The 17,483-nt window shown below is 38.1% G+C and carries 18 protein-coding genes; 14 read left to right on the forward strand and 4 right to left on the reverse strand.

All coding sequences use genetic code 11. The features are described from left to right. The first annotated feature begins 8 nt into the window (after positions 1-8). From ACIQZG_RS03490 to ACIQZG_RS03510, 5 genes are all read left to right on the forward strand, one after another. Positions 9-1,232, forward strand: a complete 1,224-nt coding sequence (locus ACIQZG_RS03490; protein ID WP_402753775.1) for a M16 family metallopeptidase — start codon at positions 9-11, stop codon at positions 1,230-1,232. A 145-nt stretch (positions 1,233-1,377) separates the two neighbouring features. After that, complete coding sequence (locus ACIQZG_RS03495) at positions 1,378-2,370, forward strand: ABC transporter substrate-binding protein (protein ID WP_402753776.1); 993 nt, start codon at positions 1,378-1,380, stop codon at positions 2,368-2,370. 193 nt (positions 2,371-2,563) lie between these two features. Then, positions 2,564-3,553, forward strand: a complete 990-nt coding sequence (locus ACIQZG_RS03500; RefSeq protein WP_402753777.1) for a FecCD family ABC transporter permease — start codon at positions 2,564-2,566, stop codon at positions 3,551-3,553. Beyond that, positions 3,553-4,335, forward strand: coding sequence for an ABC transporter ATP-binding protein (locus tag ACIQZG_RS03505; RefSeq protein ID WP_402753778.1), 783 nt, complete (start codon positions 3,553-3,555; stop codon positions 4,333-4,335). Before ACIQZG_RS03500 ends, ACIQZG_RS03505 begins: the two co-directional genes overlap by 1 nt. 10 nt (positions 4,336-4,345) lie before the next feature. Beyond that, positions 4,346-4,840 carry a pyridoxamine 5'-phosphate oxidase family protein gene (locus tag ACIQZG_RS03510; protein WP_402753779.1) on the forward strand — a complete coding sequence of 165 codons (495 nt, stop codon included), beginning with the start codon at positions 4,346-4,348 and terminating at the stop codon, positions 4,838-4,840. A gap of 162 nt (positions 4,841-5,002) precedes the next feature. Here ACIQZG_RS03510 and ACIQZG_RS03515 read toward each other — a convergent pair whose 3' ends face one another. The 4 genes from ACIQZG_RS03515 to ACIQZG_RS03530 are packed head-to-tail and all read right to left on the reverse strand — an operon-like array spanning position 5,003 to position 6,986. Next, positions 5,003-5,125: a hypothetical protein gene (locus ACIQZG_RS03515; protein ID WP_402753780.1), complete on the reverse strand. Its 123-nt coding sequence runs from the start codon at positions 5,123-5,125 to the stop codon at positions 5,003-5,005. An 11-nt stretch (positions 5,126-5,136) separates the two neighbouring features. Continuing rightward, the gene (locus ACIQZG_RS03520) at positions 5,137-5,760 is read right to left on the reverse strand and encodes an ABC-2 transporter permease (RefSeq protein WP_402753781.1); all 624 of its coding nucleotides are present in this window, start codon (positions 5,758-5,760) and stop codon (positions 5,137-5,139) included. Further along, positions 5,760-6,608: an ABC transporter ATP-binding protein gene (locus tag ACIQZG_RS03525; RefSeq protein ID WP_402753782.1), complete on the reverse strand. Its 849-nt coding sequence runs from the start codon at positions 6,606-6,608 to the stop codon at positions 5,760-5,762. The genes ACIQZG_RS03520 and ACIQZG_RS03525 overlap by 1 nt, the downstream gene beginning before the upstream one ends. Positions 6,609-6,611: 3 nt before the next feature. Further along, positions 6,612-6,986 carry a GntR family transcriptional regulator gene (locus ACIQZG_RS03530; RefSeq protein WP_402753783.1) on the reverse strand — a complete coding sequence of 125 codons (375 nt, stop codon included), beginning with the start codon at positions 6,984-6,986 and terminating at the stop codon, positions 6,612-6,614. Positions 6,987-7,137: 151 nt separating this feature from the next. On the opposite strand from ACIQZG_RS03530, the gene ACIQZG_RS03535 reads away from it, so the two are divergent. From ACIQZG_RS03535 to ACIQZG_RS03575, 9 genes are all read left to right on the forward strand, one after another. Continuing rightward, complete coding sequence (locus ACIQZG_RS03535; protein ID WP_402753784.1) at positions 7,138-7,401, forward strand: YlmC/YmxH family sporulation protein; 264 nt, start codon at positions 7,138-7,140, stop codon at positions 7,399-7,401. A 9-nt stretch (positions 7,402-7,410) separates the two neighbouring features. Next, the gene (locus tag ACIQZG_RS03540) at positions 7,411-8,190 is read left to right on the forward strand and encodes an NAD(P)-dependent oxidoreductase (protein WP_402753785.1); all 780 of its coding nucleotides are present in this window, start codon (positions 7,411-7,413) and stop codon (positions 8,188-8,190) included. Further along, complete coding sequence (locus tag ACIQZG_RS03545; protein WP_402753786.1) at positions 8,184-8,774, forward strand: dipicolinate synthase subunit B; 591 nt, start codon at positions 8,184-8,186, stop codon at positions 8,772-8,774. The genes ACIQZG_RS03540 and ACIQZG_RS03545 overlap by 7 nt, the downstream gene beginning before the upstream one ends. A gap of 82 nt (positions 8,775-8,856) precedes the next feature. Continuing rightward, positions 8,857-9,894 (forward strand): aspartate-semialdehyde dehydrogenase, encoded by a 1,038-nt coding sequence (locus ACIQZG_RS03550; RefSeq protein ID WP_402753787.1) that lies wholly within the window; start codon positions 8,857-8,859, stop codon positions 9,892-9,894. Positions 9,895-9,907: 13 nt separating this feature from the next. Then, positions 9,908-10,807, forward strand: a complete 900-nt coding sequence (gene dapA / locus ACIQZG_RS03555) for a 4-hydroxy-tetrahydrodipicolinate synthase (protein WP_402753788.1) — start codon at positions 9,908-9,910, stop codon at positions 10,805-10,807. 332 nt (positions 10,808-11,139) lie between these two features. Next, positions 11,140-12,807 (forward strand): ribonuclease J, encoded by a 1,668-nt coding sequence (locus ACIQZG_RS03560; protein ID WP_402753789.1) that lies wholly within the window; start codon positions 11,140-11,142, stop codon positions 12,805-12,807. 158 nt (positions 12,808-12,965) lie between these two features. Further along, positions 12,966-15,257, forward strand: a complete 2,292-nt coding sequence (locus tag ACIQZG_RS03565) for an FtsK/SpoIIIE family DNA translocase (RefSeq protein ID WP_402753790.1) — start codon at positions 12,966-12,968, stop codon at positions 15,255-15,257. A 187-nt stretch (positions 15,258-15,444) separates the two neighbouring features. After that, a complete protein-coding gene (locus ACIQZG_RS03570) occupies positions 15,445-16,173 on the forward strand; it encodes a GntR family transcriptional regulator (protein WP_402753791.1) in 729 nt (242 codons plus the stop codon). Between the two features lie 53 nt (positions 16,174-16,226). Next, complete coding sequence (locus ACIQZG_RS03575; RefSeq protein WP_402753792.1) at positions 16,227-17,312, forward strand: BMP family lipoprotein; 1,086 nt, start codon at positions 16,227-16,229, stop codon at positions 17,310-17,312. The last annotated feature ends 171 nt before the right edge of the window (positions 17,313-17,483 follow it).

Below are 17,483 nucleotides of genomic sequence, written 5' to 3' on the forward strand. Positions count from 1 at the left end.
GGAGTTATTTGGTACAAGTACACACATGTCAAAATGGTGTGCGCATTGTATCCGAACAAATTGACCATGTACGATCAGTAACACTTGGGATTTTTGTGGATGCAGGCTCACGCTACGAATTACCAGAAGAAAACGGGATTACACATTTCATCGAGCATATGCTTTTTAAAGGGACAGCAACACGTTCTGCACGCCAAATTGCTGAAGCGTTTGACCGTATAGGTGGCGAGTTAAATGCCTTTACATCAAAGGAAAACACATGCTATTACGCAAAAGTACTAGATCATCATGCTGAACTAGCAATTACGATTTTAGCAGACATGTTCTTTCACTCTACATTTGCAAAGGACGAATTAGAGAAGGAACGCCAAGTCGTGCTAGAAGAAATTTTAATGAGCGAAGATGCACCAGACGATGACGTCCATGAAAAGCTTTGGCAAGTAATGTATCCAAACGATGCGCTAGGCCGTCCAATTTTGGGTACAGCAGAAACGTTAAAAACATTTACAGCCGAGACAATTCGTACATATATGGCAAAACATTATGGACCGAAGTCGGTAGTTATCTCAGTTGCGGGTAATATTTCAACAGAGCTACTGACAACAATTGAGCAACTATTTGGGCAGTATGAGGGGTCACCTTTAGCAATAGAGCCTGTGTTAACGACGCCAGAATTCAATCCAGGTGAAATTGTGAAGCTACGTGATACGGAGCAAGCACACCTAGCTATTTCTTACCCAGCAATTGGTGTGAAGGATCTAGATATGTATAGCTTTATAGCACTAAATAATATTATTGGTGGAAATATGAGCTCTCGTCTGTTCCAGGAAGTACGTGAGGAGCGCGGCCTAGCTTATAGCATCTTCTCGTACCAATCTTGCTATGCAGATGTGGGCGCATTTACGATTTATGGCAGTACGAGTCGTGAGCAATTACCACAGTTACAACATACTATTGATGCAACACTTTTAGACATCGTAGCAGGCGGTGTGACGGAAGAAGAGCTTGATAATGCCAAGGAGCAGCTAAAAGGAAGCTTTGTACTTGGTTTAGAAGGAACAGGCTCACGAATGAATCGTAATGGTACGAACGAACTTGTACATCGCAAACATCGATCAGTAGATGAGATTTTAGAAGCTATAGATGCCATTTCAATGGAATCTGTAGATCGTCTTATTGCGAAAATTTTAAAAGCCGAACCAGCGATTTCGATTATTGGACCAAAATTATAACTTTTAAGGGATTATTCACGGATATTCACGTGAATAATCCTTTTTTTACGAAAATCCTTCTCAATTAGCTATTGTCTTTCTCAATAAACTCTGATAGTATAAACGATATTGAAAATCATTATCATTTAATCGGGGGTTACTATTAATGAAGAAGTTTGCGGGTGTAGGTTTACTAGCGTTATCATTAGCGCTGTTTGGTTGTACAGAACAAGAAGTAAAGAATAAGGATTCAGTTGAAGTTGAATCTCAGGAACAAGCAGCAAAAGATCCTGTTGTAGCAGGTGAATTTGAAGATGGTGTTAACGAAGACAAGTTCCAAGAATTATTAGCATCGTTCCCAGAAATGGTACCGGACAAAATTGTTACAACTTCTGTTCCTTTAACAGAGATGCTTCACTTACTTGACATTGTACCTGTAGGCGTACCTACATCTACAAATCCGATTCCAACTGACTTTGATGCAATTACGCGTATTGGTTCACCGATGGCACCAGATTTAGAAGTAATTTCAAGCTTACAAACAGAATTAATTGTTGGTGCATCCGCTTTACAAGATACACTTGATAAGGCATTAGTAGGAATGAATTTAAAAACAGCATATTTACCAACAGAGTCATATGAAGATTTAAAACTAAGCTTTAAAGTACTAGGTACATACTTTGGAAAAGAAGAAAAAATGAATGAAGTATTGAAAAATATTGTAGCGAAAGAACAGGAGTTAGAAAAACTTGCGCAAGGAAAAGAATTACCATCTGTTATGTTGGTAATGGGTACATCTGATTCGTTTATGGTTATGAATGATAAATCTTATCTAGGAAGCTTAGTAGAGCGACTTGGTGCAGATAATATTGCAAAGTCAGCTTTAAAAACGGAATCAACGTATTCAGCGATTAACTTAGAACAAATTGTTGCTACAGATCCAGACATGATCTTTGTTTTAGCGTCAGGAGATCACGGAGCAAATGAAGATAAATTTAAACAAGAAGTTGAAAAAAATAGCGCTTGGATACAATTATCAGCGTACAAAAACGATAAAATTTATATGCTAGACTACAGTACCTTTGGCGTAACGTCAATTGCGAATGTCGATACAGCATTAACAACAATTTCAGATTATTTCTTTAACGTTAATCAGTAGTTATCTTCTCCTATATACGTAAATAGAAAAATAAAAGTTTTAGCTTTAATGCAGAGATGTTTGAACATAGAATGATTAAAGTTAAGCCTCCGGCGGATGTCACGGATTTTGAGAGGAGTTAATTATGTAGGTATAATTAAAATCCGGACGCAATTACGCTGAGGCGAAATTGATATAAAATGAGGAGCTTCACATGATAAGTACAACAAGAAGTCGCACAATTGTCATTATAACGTTTGTGCTGGCGATTATTGCAGCGATTGTAGCAATGGGATTAGGCAGTGTGCACATTTCAATTCCCGATATTTTAAAAACGATTTTTAATGGTCGTGAGGAAGGTGTCTATACAACGATAATTTGGGATATTCGCTTGCCTCGTGTTCTATTAGCACTCATTATTGGTGCAAACATAGCCATTTCAGGAGCCCTGTTACAAGCAGTAATGGGCAATCCACTTGCCGATCCTGGGTTAACTGGTGTGACGAGTGGTGCTGCAGCTTGTGTGTTACTCATTATGCTGGCAAATCCGGAATATACACATTTAATCCCAGTAGCTGCATTCGTAGGTGGATTAATAGCAGCCAGTATTGTATACGCTCTTGCTTGGCGCCGTACAGGCATTTCACCAATTGCCATTATTTTATCTGGGGTGGCCGTTAATGCCTTATGTGGCGGGGTTATTGGCTTCTTATCTATCTTATATAGTGACCGTTTACCATCGGCAGTGCAATGGTTGAATGGCAGTTTAGCTGCAAAGGGGCATGCTTCATTACAAATGATCTATGTGTATGCCATTATCGGTTGGATTTTATCAATTTTTGCGATTCGCAAAGCGAACATCATTCGTTTAGGTGACCAAGTTGCAACGAACTTAGGTGAAAATGTGACACGCATACGTATCATGCTGTCTATTTTAGCCGTATTTTTAGCAGCTATTTCTGTAGCAGCTATTGGCATGATTGGTTTTGTCGGTTTAATTGTTCCACATATGGCACGTTTACTAGTCGGCTCGGATTATAAATATATGTTACCGATGAGTATGGCAATGGGGGCAATCATCTTATTAATTGCCGATACAGGTGGTCGTACTTTGTTTGCACCGCTTGATATTCCAGCGGGGATATTAATGGCAGTCATTGGTGGGCCGTACTTTTTATACTTAATGAGAAAGAAGGCGTTTTAATGTTAAAAATTGAACAGCTATCGGTTCGTTACGAGCAAAAAGAAGTTGTCCATGATTTTTCATTTGATGTCAAAAAAGGTGAAGTATTATCGATTATCGGACCAAATGGCTCAGGTAAGTCCACGATTTTAAAAGCAGTTGCACGCATGCTGCCATATAGTGCAGGTACTGTTACATTTGACGGAGAAAATATGCGGAAATTATCGTCAAAGGAAATTGCCAAGAAAATGTGTATTTTAAGTCAGCGTAATCAAGCACCTTCAGATATTACCGTGCGTAATTTAGTATCATATGGTCGTTATCCTCATAAGAAGTGGTTTGAGCGTTTAGATGAAGATGATTATGCGATAGTTGACTGGGCACTTGAAAAAACGCAACTGACTAAGTATAAAGATCAATCGATTGCTGCATTATCAGGTGGGGAATCACAGCGTGCCTGGATTGCGATGGCATTAGCTCAGAAACCACAAATATTGTTATTAGATGAACCGACAACCTATTTAGATATTGCACATCAACATGAGGTGTTAGAACTGGTTCGCGAACTTAACCGCGATACGGGGATGACTGTTGTTATGGTGCTCCATGATTTAAATCAAGCTTCAAGTTATAGTGACCGAATTGTCGTTGTAAAAGATGGACATCGTGCACAAATTGGTACGCCTGATGATGTTATGACAGAGTATATGATACAGTCCATTTATAAAATGGAAGCAGAAATTCAGCACGTTACGTGGGATACTGCGCCACGAATTCAATTAAAAAATACAGTGAAATGTTAGGAGCTTAACTATGCAAAAAACAATTGATATTGAACAAATTAGAAAAGATTATGAGGCATTTATTCAAGGGAGAAAGAGCTTTGTGCTTAGCTTTGTAGATAAAGAAGGAATGCCATTTAGTAGTTCAGCAGCTTTTGTACAAGTAAATGGTAAGTTTTATGTATATGTTAGTCGCATTGCTGAACATCATCTGTTGCTTGATCAAGCACAAGTTGTAGATGTATTGTGTGTAGCAGATCAAGCCGTGACACAAAATCATTTTGCGACAGAACGTGCACGTTGGCAATGTAAGCCTAAAAATTTAGGCAATGAAGGGCATGAAGAAGTATATGCAGCATTTGATGAGGTACATACAGCAAACATGATGAAACTATTACGTACACTTGATTTTTCATTATTTGAGCTAACACCATTAAAAGGACGCTATGTTGTAGGATTTGGAAAAGCATTTGACATTGATTTTGCAGAAGATACGTTAACACATGTAGTGATTGATAAAAAATAGGTTGCCATTGGCAACCTATTTCAGAGTGTCGACAAACTAAATTCGTATCAAAAAGTTATCATATGTGGGCATTTAATTTTAGTTTTCTATGTTCAAACGTTTTTCCGCCCCCTTGAAAATAAAGGGTTTGGAAAATCTAAAAAGAATTGTGCTTATAGCCGCTCAATTTAAAAATAATAGACAAAGTCGAAAAAATCGACTTTGTCTACAGTCTGAAATAGGTTGCCATTGGCAACCTATTTTTTTGCGGTCTTTCGGATTAGTGATGAAAGTAGTCGTTTCCATCACTAATCCTCCTAAAAATCTTTTTTTTCGTAAATAGCAGTTGAGATTAGAGATGATAGCCATAAAATAACTAGCCCTGCAATAGGTGCGAAAAAGCTGAGGTTTTGCAATTCCAAAAATTTTGGTAAAAACTGTGCAATATGATCTTCCAGTAGCCCAACTAAAAAACCTGGTACGAAACAAGCAGCAATGAGCACCATTCGGCCTTTAACGGAGCCGAATTTAATGTAAATTGGTAGCAATAGTGCCAGCAAACAAAAAGCTGCTGTGACAATTAGACTGAAAGTTAGGAAGAAATTGATCGTTTCCCCTTTATCAGCAATATAACTAATTAGAAAGGCAAAAGGAAGAGCGATCGTTAAACCTATGAGCATAAGGGCAATGCCGAGCAAGTACTTACTAAGCACGATATCACTTTTAGTAATTGGTAAAGTATTTGCGAACTTATCCCAATTGCATAACTCATCATAAGTTAACGCGGTAATTGCTTGCGTCGCCGCTATAAATGTAATGAAAGCAAAGAGTATGGGTCCTTGTTGCATAAAAGCCGCAATGAATAAAATGATGATAAGAAAAAAAGACTGTGCCTTTAGTTGACGCTGAATCGTCATTAAATCTTTTAAAACAAGAGCCATCATTTTGCACCACCACCCTTTACATAAAATAGCATAATCTCCTCAATGGAAGGCTTACTTAACATAAACGCGTTGCTTACTTCGTTTTTTTTCACTAGGAGCTCAAGGCCGAAAGTAGATTCACGCCAGCCAATTACGGCATGTTCTGGCAATGCTTCTGCAGATTCTCTTGACCCTTTAAAAATACCGTACTCATACAGTAATACATCCTTACTCTCACTAAATAAAATTTCGCCATTATGGATAAATGTTATATAATCTGCAATCTTCTCTAAATCACTCGTAATATGTGAAGAGAATAAGATACTATGTGTTTCATCTTGCATAAATTCTAAAAATAGGTCGAGAATTTCATCACGAATAATGGGATCTAACCCACTTGTCGGCTCATCTAAAATGAGGAGCTTTGGATGGTGTGCCAGTGCCAGTGCTATAGATAGCTTCATTTTCATCCCACGTGATAGTTCTTTTACTTTTTTCTTTGTCGGCACTTTAAATTGATTAAGGCGTTCAAAATAGTATACAGAATCCCAATTCTTAAAAACCTTTGCCATAAATTTATCGAGCTGCGTGGCATTTAACACTTCTGGTACATGTAAATCATCGAAGACAACACCAATTTCACTTTTCACCTCAAGTTCATGTTTGATGTGATTTTTACCAAATAGTAAGATTTCTCCACGTTTCTTCTTTAGTAAATTGAGCACACATTTAATGGTCGTTGATTTGCCTGCACCGTTTTCACCGACAAAACCCATTACTGTTCCCTGTGGTAAAGAAAAGCTAACATCTTTGAGTGAAAAACCGTCGAAAGTTTTATGTAAATCGTGAATTTCAATGGCGTTCATTTATTATTCCTCCTCTAACATCAATGATAATAACTCCTGTAATTCCTCTTTTGCGATTCCAGCAGTTTTCGCTGTTTTTACTGCCTTTTGCAAATGTTCCTCAATCTGTCGTAGTAATTCTTCCCGTAAAAAATCCTGATTGCGTTCTGTCACGAAACTCCCTTTTCCTGCAACAGTTTCAATAAAGCCATCTCGTTCTAAATCAGCATAGGCTCTCTTAGTAGTCATGACGCTAATTTTCAACTCTTTTGCAAGTGAACGAATAGAAGGAAGTGCATCGCCTGCCAGCAATTTATTCGCTAAAATCGCTTCTTTTATTTGCGTGGTAATTTGCTCGTAGATCGGTTTATCGCTGGCATTGCTTAAATGGATATACATTATAAAATATTCACCTCACAAATAATAATTGTATATACACACTATACACAGTTGGTGAGAATAATACAAGTAATATGTCATTCTAAAGTTGGGCACGAATTGCAAAAAGGTGGCATATATTGGGGTAACGGCTCAAGGAGGGAGATGAGGCATGTTACTATCAGAAATGGTGGATAAAGAATTAATTCAAGTAGAAGGTGGCGTACACTTTGGCATCCTGGCTCATACAGAATGTCTATTAGATGTGCAAACTGGAAAAATTCATGGTTTTGAAATTTTGAAAGAAAAAGGCCCATTCCAAAAAAAGAAAATGAAAGTTAGCGAAATGATTCCGTGGCAAGAAATTATTTTAATTGGTGAAGATCGAATATTGTTCAATAAGACAACTACGGTTCAGTCAGAATTTTTAGATTGAGGTGAGCATTTGGAAAACGAGAAATGGCTTGTAATTGGAGAAGACTCGAGGCTTAAGGAATTAGCGACAATGCTGCGAAGTCCTTCACGTACTGTGTTCTATAAAAGAACAACCGTGTGGAATGAAGAATTAAATAAACTCGTGCTGGAATTCCAGCCAAATAAAATAATTTTACCGATACTTCCGTTAAAAATAGAAGTCGAGCAGTTATACGGAATATCAAGAGTAAAGTTCTATACAGGAAGACTTACAATGCATTGGAAGCAATTATTAGAAAAGAATCAAACGACTAATTATTTACAACAAGAATCGTTTATTTGGCAAAATGCGCGATTGACAGCGGAGGGATTTATCGCCACGTTTTACGGGCTCGAGCAAAAGTGTATTTACGGACAAAACTTTACAATCGCAGGCTTCGGCCGTATCGCAAAAATGCTCGCTTCTTTACTCGTGAAGATGGGCGCTAATGTTCATATTGTTGCTCGCTCTGTTGTCCAAGTGAGCGAGGCGAAGGCATATGGCTATAAAGCGACAAATTTAGATGATCGTAAGTGGTCCATTCATGACAGCATCTTTATTAATACGATTCCGGCTAAGTGGGTAACAGAATCGTTTGAAGAGCATGTACCCGCTGTAATGTATGACTTAGCATCAGAACCTGGTTGTTTAGATATAGACTCTGAACAGTTGCAGACATATGTACTATTGCCGTCATTACCTGGGAAATACTTTGCGCATGATGCGGCTGAGATTTTGTGCAAGGCAATAGAGGAGGAAGAAAATTGCTAACGGGGAAACGGATTGGTTTAGGCATTACGGCTTCACATTGTACGTATGAAGATGTTGTGCCTAAAATTCAAAATTTCATCGATGCTGGTGCAACGGTTATACCGATTATTACGCATTCGGTTTTACATGCAGCAACACGTTTTGGGACAGGTGAGGAATGGATTGCAAAAATAGAGGCATTGACGGGTGAGAAGGTCGTTTCTTCCATTAAAGAAGCGGAGCCGTTTGGACCATCAAATCCACTAGATGCAATGGTCATTGCGCCGATGACAGGCAATAGCATCAGCAAATTTGCGAATGCTGCAACTGATAGTCCGGTGTTAATGGCAGCAAAAGCAACGTTACGCAATGGTTCGCCTGTAGTATTAGGCATCTCTACAAATGATGCACTTGGTTTAAATGGGCAAAATATTATGAAGCTTATTAATTCAAAGAACATTTATTTCATTCCGTTTGGGCAAGATTCTCCTGAAGGTAAGCCGAACTCATTAATTTCTGATTTCAATCAAATGGTAGAGACCGTTCATGCAGCAATTACGCATAAAAAGCAATTACAGCCGATGTTGATACAATATTTCAAATAATTCCACTATTACACACAATTCTCAGTATTTTTGTGATACAATAGCACACATTATACAACTTGTATTCAAGGAGAGATGCCAGATGACAAAGCAGTTAACAGTTGCCGTTGTAGGTGCAACAGGTGCAGTAGGTTCAAAAATGATGGAGCAGTTAATAAAGCGTAAGTTCCCTATCGGAAATATTAAGTTTTTAGCTTCTGCTCGTTCAGCAGGTAAACCAATCGAATTTAATGGTCAGACATATACAATAGAAGAAGCAACACCAGAAGCTTTTGAAGGTGTAAATGTTGCATTATTTTCTGCAGGTGGTTCAGTATCAGCAGTACTTGCACCGGAAGCAGCAAAACGAGGGGCAGTTGTTATCGATAATACGAGTCATTTCCGTATGGATCCGGATGTACCGCTTGTAGTACCTGAAGTAAACCGCGAAGATCTTGCAAAACATAAAGGGATTATTGCTAATCCAAACTGTTCAACAATCCAAATGGTTGCTGCACTTGAGCCAATTCGTGCAGCATTTGGATTAACTAAAGTATTGGTATCCACATACCAAGCTGTTTCAGGCGCAGGTATTTCTGCAATAGAAGAATTAAAAACACAAAGTGGAAACTGGGATGCAGGTAAAAACGTAGAAGCAAACATTCTACCTTGTGGAAGCGACGAACGTCACTATCCAATCGCTCGTAATGTCATTCCGCAAATTGACAAGTTCACAGATAATGGATTTACATATGAAGAAATGAAAATGATCAACGAAACGAAGAAAATTATGCACGCACCTGAACTTTCAGTAGCAGCAACTTGTGTACGTGTACCAGTCGTTTCAGGACACTCTGAATCTGTTTATATTGAACTAGAGAAAGAATCGACAGTACAAGAGATATCTGATGTATTACGCAATGCACCTGGTATTGTGTTAGAAGATGATATCGCAACACAAACTTACCCTATGCCAATTTACGCTGAAGGGCAAGACGCTACATTTGTAGGCCGTATTCGACAAGATTTAGATAATAAAAAGGGCTTCCATCTATGGATCGTATCTGACAATCTATTAAAAGGTGCCGCACTAAATTCTATTCAAATTGCAGAAGCAATGCTTGAGGATAACTTACTATAAGAGGGGTGTAAGGATGAATATAGGTCGAATTGGAACGGCAATGATTACGCCGTTTAAAGAAGATGGTACGATAAATTATCCAGAACTTGAACGAATTATTAATCACTTAATTAATAACGGTACGGATTGTATCGTTGCTTGTGGTACAACATCTGAAAACCCAACAATGACAACAGAAGAGAAAATCGAGGTTGTTCGTTTCACAGTTGAAAAAGCGGCAGGTCGTGTACCAGTAATCGCTGGAACAGGTGATAATGAAACGGCTTATTCGATTGCCATGACACATAAAGCTGAAGAAAACGGTGCTAATGGTATTATGCTTGTAGCTCCGTATTATAATAAGCCAAACCAACGTGGGATTTATGCTCACTTTGAAAAGATTGCAAAAGAAACAAAGCTTCCAGTAATGCTGTACAATGTTCCAGGACGCACAGGTATTAACGTAACGTATGAAACATCTGTTGCGTTAAGTAAAATTCCGAATATCGCATGGATTAAAGAGGCAAGTGGTAATTTGGATCAAATGGGCGATATTATTGAGAATGTTGACGATGCAGATGATTTCTTAGTGTATAGCGGTGATGATGGATTAACATTACCATTACTAGCGATTGGTGGTGCTGGTATCATTTCAGTAGCTTCCCATGTTGTCGGTAATGACATGCAGTTAATGATTAAAGCATTTAATGAAGGTAATCATGAGCTAGCAGCAAAAATCCACCGTGCATTACTACCACTTGTACGTGCATTATTTGCACAGCCAAATCCATCGCCAATTAAATATGCGATGACAAAGCTAGGCTTTGATACATTAAATGTTCGCCTACCAATGGTAGAAATGACAGATGAAGAAAAATCTAATTTCGACCAAATTTGGGATACGTACCAAGAGAAGGCGAAGAATTATAGATAGTGTATGGGCGGGGTTGATTACTATCAACTCCGCTTTTGTTAGTTGTTGGCGAGAAAAATGACTCAAAATGACAAGGAATGCTCCTTTGGAGAGAGCAGTGATCCGGAACGTAAGGGAAAGCTCCGTTTGCAGGCAAATTCAAACATATACTAGATCTCGGCAACGTATCGAGAGATATTTCTACATAGAATCTACAACAAAATAGCAGTAGATGAAATAAAATACATGTTTCCAACGTGAAACATGTATTTTTAATTTGTGCAAAAGCTTTCCAAACCGTATAATGAAAAATAAGTGGTTGCTGTTCGGGATATTTTTTAGGAGGAAATAAATTGACAAAAAAGAAAAATGAAATGATTCGTATCATTCCACTTGGTGGTGTGGGCGAAATCGGAAAAGCAATGTACGTTGTAGAAATCGATGAAGAGCTCTTCGTTGTGGATAGTGGTTTAATGTTCCCAGAAGACGAAATGCTTGGTATAGACATCGTGATTCCTGATATTACGTACCTAGAAGAAAATAAAGAGCGTGTGAAAGGGATTTTCTTAACACATGGACATGAAGATGCAATTGGTTCAATTGCATATGTTTTACAAAAAATTAAAGCGCCAGTGTATGGATCGAAGTTGACAATTGCACTTGCAAAAGAACATTTAAAAGAATTACCTGCACCACATCAGGTAAAATTCTTTGAAGTAACAAATCGAAGCCGTATGAATTTCAACTCGACGTATGTGACATTCTTCCATACAACACATAGTATTCCCGACGCATTAGGGGTTGTGTTCCATACTTCTGAGGGTGCGATAGTGCATACAGGCGAATTCAAATTTGACCAATCAGCTACAGGTAAATTCAAACCGGATTTAGCGAAAATGGCGCAATTAGGTGAAGATGGCGTGTTCATTTTACTATCTGAGTCATGCGAAGCAGAGCGTCCAGGTCATACAACATCTGAAACTGTTATTGAAGAACAATTATCAAAAACATTCCATTCCGCACCAGGGCGTATTTTAGTAGCTGTATATGCATCGAACTTTATTCGAATTCAACAAGTGTTTACACAAGCGCAAAATTCATTCCGTAAAGTAGCAATTGTAGGGAAACCTTTAGAAAAAGCAGTTGATTTAGGTGTGCAACTAGGCTACTTATCAGTAGAAGAAGATTCGATTATCTCAATTTCAGATATGCATAAATATCAAGAAGATGAAATCATTATTATCGCGACAGGTAACAAAGGTGAACCACTTGATGCACTGGAAAAAATCGTGCGTAAACATCATCGTGATATTAAAGTGAAAAAAGATGATACAGTGCTTATTACATTTACACCGTCGCCAGGTATGGAAGTACAAATGGCGAATACGATGAATCAGCTTGCAAAAGCAGGAGCTGAAATTTTAACTTCAAGCAAAAATGTCCATGTTTCAGGGCATGGTAGTCAAGAAGATTTGAAATTAATGTTAAACTTAATGCAACCGAAATATTTTGTTCCTGTACAAGGTGAATATCGTATGCTGATTGCGCACTCTAAGCTTGCTCAGCAACTTGGAATGCAAAAATCTCAAATTTTCATCGCTGATAAGGGCGATATCGTCGAATACAAAAACGGAAAAATGCGTATGAGTGGTCGTGTACAAGCTGGTAACATCTTAATTGATGGTATTGGAGTTGGCGATGTAGGTAATATTGTGTTACGTGACAGAAAACTATTATCTCAAGATGGTATTTTCATTGTCGTTGTGACATTAAATCGTGCACAAAAGAAAATTGCCTCAGGTCCAGAGATTTTATCTCGTGGTTTCGTATATGTACGTGAATCAGAAGCGTTAATGACTGAAGCGTCAGAAATCGCAAAAACAGTTATTGAAAAATACGTAGGTAAAGACACGTTTGAATGGACAAACATTAAACAAGAAATTCGTGATACATTAAATACGTATTTATTCCAAAAAACAAAGCGCCGTCCAATGATTATCCCAATCATTATGGAATATTAAAGGAAAAGCTCCAAACGCCCGTAGTGGTGAAGCAATGCATGAAAAAGGATTTTCTAACCGAGAGTTACGGTAGAAAGTCCTTTTTTTTGAAAGAAAACGGTTCTACATGTTATTATTCGCTACATATATAAGAATGGATTGCAAAAGAAGGTGAAGAGATGGCTAGTAGCAAAAGGAAGAGCACAAATAAAGCAAAATCAACTAGTGATAAAAAAGAAATGCACCCACTTATGTACGAAATTTTAGGGGTAGTCTTTATTGCCGCTGCAATTATTATGATTTTTGAATATGGAATGATTGGGCGTATTTTACAAACGATGGCGATGTTCCTTTTGGGCAATTTACATTTTGCCGTTCCGTTTATGTTAATTTTCATCGCTGTGTTATTGATGATTGGACGTAAAAAGGTGTCATTAAGAGATCGACTTATTGTCGGTATGATGTTGATTGTTAGCAGTTTAACGATTTTTAGTCATAGCATCCTATTTGAACAATTATCAAAATCGAGCGGTCTTTTATCTGAATCGGTCCTGAGAGAATCGTGGCGTATTTTAATTGAAGCGGAAGGAGTAGTCGGCCGTAGCAATATGCTTGGAGGCGGGATGCTAGGAGCTTTACTCTTTAGTGCACTCCATGTATTATTTGAAGCAACTGGCGCAAAGGTCGTCGCATGGGTAGTTTTATTTATCGGCTTAATTTTAGTAACTGGAAAAGCACTTGTACCGTTCCTAGTTGAAAAAACGCCCACTCTATTTGGAAAGTGGCAAAAAAAGCGACAAGAAAAGAAAAAAAGTAATCCGAAAAAACCAAAAAGTAGTCGTCGTTCAAGAGTAGATGGAGCAGATGAAGTTGCTGCAGACAGTGATACTATCCCCACCCAACAGGAAGAGGAGTCGTATGAACCGATAATTTCTGCATTTACACAAAATGTTACACATCAATATGAAGAAACGTTTACTAATTCACCAAGCGGGGAAATGGAAGAAGTAGAGTTAACAGATGATGTACACATTGAGAGCACGACAACGGTCGAAAATGCAGATTATCAACTTCCTACATTTAATCTTTTACAATTACCACCACAGCACGATCAGAGTGGTGAATATTCTGTTATTCAAGCAAATGCGAAAAAGCTAGAGCAAACATTACAAAGTTTTGGTGTAAAAGCGAAGGTTACGGAAGTTCACTTAGGACCAGCAGTAACGAAATATGAAATACTGCCAGATATCGGTGTGAAAGTAAGTAAAATAGTGAACTTGCAAGATGACTTAGCGTTAGCACTAGCTGCAAAAGATATTCGTATGGAGGCGCCTATTCCAGGGAAATCTGCGATTGGTATTGAAGTGCCAAATAGTGAAGTGGCCATTGTGACATTAAGAGAAGTATTAGAATCAAAAGAAGGCGTGAAGCAAAATGCATTGTTGCAGGTAGCGTTGGGTCGAGATATAACGGGACAAGCCGTACTAGCTGAGCTCAATAAAATGCCCCATTTACTTGTGGCCGGTTCTACAGGTAGTGGGAAAAGCGTATGTATAAACGGAATTGTTGTATCAATACTAATGCGTACAAAGCCACATGAAGTAAAACTCATGATGATTGACCCGAAAATGGTCGAGCTAAATGTTTACAATGGTATTCCACATTTACTTGCGCCAGTTGTGACAGATGCTAGAAAAGCCTCACAGGCACTCAAAAAAGTCGTGTCTGAAATGGAACGACGCTATGACTTATTCTCGCATACAGGGACAAGAAATATTGAAGGTTATAATGCCCATGTGAGGAGAGTCAATGAGGAATCAGCAGAGAAACATCCAAAACTACCATATATAGTAGTTATCGTAGATGAATTGGCAGATTTGATGATGGTTGCGTCAAGTGATGTAGAGGACTCCATAACCCGCTTAGCACAAATGGCTCGTGCGGCAGGCATTCACTTAATTATTGCGACGCAGCGACCGAGTGTAGATGTGATTACAGGTGTCATAAAGGCAAATATTCCTTCACGGATTGCTTTTGCGGTTTCATCTGCAATCGACTCCAGGACAATTTTAGATATGGGCGGAGCAGAGCGACTTCTTGGACGAGGTGACATGTTGTTTTTACCAGCAGGTGCTTCGAAGCCAACGCGAGTACAAGGAGCATTTTTGTCGGATGGAGAAGTTGAAGCGATAGTTGATTTTGTTATAGAACAGCAGAAAGTTCAATATCAAGAAGAAATGATACCGACAGAGGAACCAGAAATATTAGAAGAAACAGATGATCTATTTGATGAAGCTGTGCAATTAGTAGTCAGTATGCAAACCGCATCGGTATCGATGTTACAAAGACGTTTCCGAATTGGCTATTCCCGTGCGGCTCGAATCGTTGATCAGATGGAACAGCGCGGAATTGTTGGACCACCAGAAGGTAGTAAACCTCGACAAGTATTGGTACATGAGTATGATCATTAAAAAATCCATTTATAAAAAGTGATAGTATTTTGATGAATTTTTCGAAATGAATGAAAATAAATGTCTATTCTACAACAGATTTAAGCAAAACTATTTATTTAACTATTTAAAAATGTTATATTAATGAACGATTAGTAGGAATGTTGTACATCAGATGTCTGATCTCTAAGTTTGGTGGTGATTGTAAGTGACTATTAAAACTGATCATCGTCATCTCTATCTTCAAGTAATTGATCGTTTGAAATCGGATATAGAAGCGGGTATTTTCAAAGAAAATGAAAAATTACCTTCTGAATTTGAATTATCAAAATCACTTGGAGTCAGTCGGGCGACGCTAAGAGAGGCGCTTCGATTGTTGGAAGAGGAAAATGTCATAGTACGTCGACATGGGGTAGGGACTTTTGTTAATCCTAAGCCATTGTTTACATCCGGCATTGAACATTTATCAAGCATTTCTTCAATGATTGAAATGGCAGGTATGGAACCGGGCTCACGCTTTTTAAAAGCAACTGAGTCCGTACCTTCTGAAGAAGAAATAAAACGCTTCCAATGTGATGATGAAGATAAAATACTCACGATTGAACGTGTCAGAACAGCGGACGATGAGCCAGTAGTTTATTGTATTGATAAGCTTCCAGCGAAATCCCTGCCTACTGACTTTGTAAACAATAAAGAAGTTTCACTTTTTTCTGCACTTGAACAATCGGGCAAAATTCACGTTGAATATGCTGTGACCTACATAGATCCAGTAGGGTATCATGAGCAAGCATCACCGATTTTAAATTGTGGACGTGAGACGGCACTTTTAGTATTAACACAATTGCATTACGATGATCACGATCAAGTAGTGCTCTATTCGAAAAATTATTTCCGAGCTGATAAATTCAGCTTTCATGTAGTACGAAAACGGGTGTAGAACATTTCTAAAGAATTTCCTGCTAATTACAATATCTTTTGGGGGGACCAAAAATGAGAAAACGTAAATTTGGTTTAGTATTATCATCAGTATTAGCTGCAGGCGCTATTTTAGGTGCTTGTGGTACGAAAGATGAAGAACCTAAAAAAGAAAACGAAAACGCTTCATCGGGCGAAACAAGTAATGAAGATGCATTCTCAATTGCAATGGTAACAGATGTTGGTGGTATCGACGATAAATCATTCAATCAATCTGCATGGGAAGGTGTCAAAGCTTACGGTAAAGAACACGGTCTAACAGAAGGTAACGGTGGTTTTGCCTACTTACAATCAAAAGATCACGCTGACTATGATCCAAACTTAAACGCATTATTACGTCGTGACTTTAACTTAATTTTTGGTGTTGGCTATATGATGGCTGATGCTATTGAAGCTATAGCTTTAGATAATCCAGAAGCTAAATTTGCATTAATTGATCATGAAGTAAAAGCTGATAACGTTGTTTCTGTAAAGTTTAAAGAGCAAGAAGGCGCATTCTTAGCAGGTGTTGCTGCTGCAAAAATGTCTAAATCAGGAATTATTGGCTTCGTAGGTGGAGGCGATATTCCAGTAATCAATCGTTTTGAAGCTGGTTTCGTTGAAGGTGCTAAAGCTGTTAATCCAGACATTAAAATTCAACGTAAATACACAGGTTTTTTTGATAAAGCTGATTTAGGAAAAATCACAGCGAATAGCATGTACTCTTCAGGTGCAGACGTTATCTTCCATGCTGCAGGTCAAACTGGTAACGGTGTATTTTCTGAAGCAAAAGAACGTAAGAAAAAAGACCCGAATGCAAATGTATGGGTAATCGGTGTTGACGCTGACCAATATGAAGAAGGAAAAGTAGATGATACTACAAATGTTACGTTAACGTCAATGTTAAAAGGTGTTAATACTGCAGTAATAGAAATTTCTAACAAAGCGAAAAATGGTAAATTCCCTGGTGGAGAAACACTAACTTATGGTTTAGCTGAAGATGGTGTAAAACTGGCTGATTCTCGTGGTGCGATCCCAGAAGATGTTCAAGCAGTAATTGATGAATATAAAGAAAAAATTGTTAGCGGTGAAATCGTAGTTCCTGAAAAAGTGGGAAAATAATTCATCTCTTAATCATCATAAGGGCCTTCCCTAAGACCCTTATGATGATTTTTCTAATCTATCGTTATTTTCAGATAATTTATAATTATCTGTGTATATATAATGTAGACGAGTTTGACTTGTCAAATACATATAGAAGCAGTTTTATATGAAAATATCGTAAGTTTAAGA

Source organism: Lysinibacillus sp. NPDC096418 (assembly GCF_044762775.1).
GTDB lineage: Bacteria > Bacillota > Bacilli > Bacillales_A > Planococcaceae > Lysinibacillus.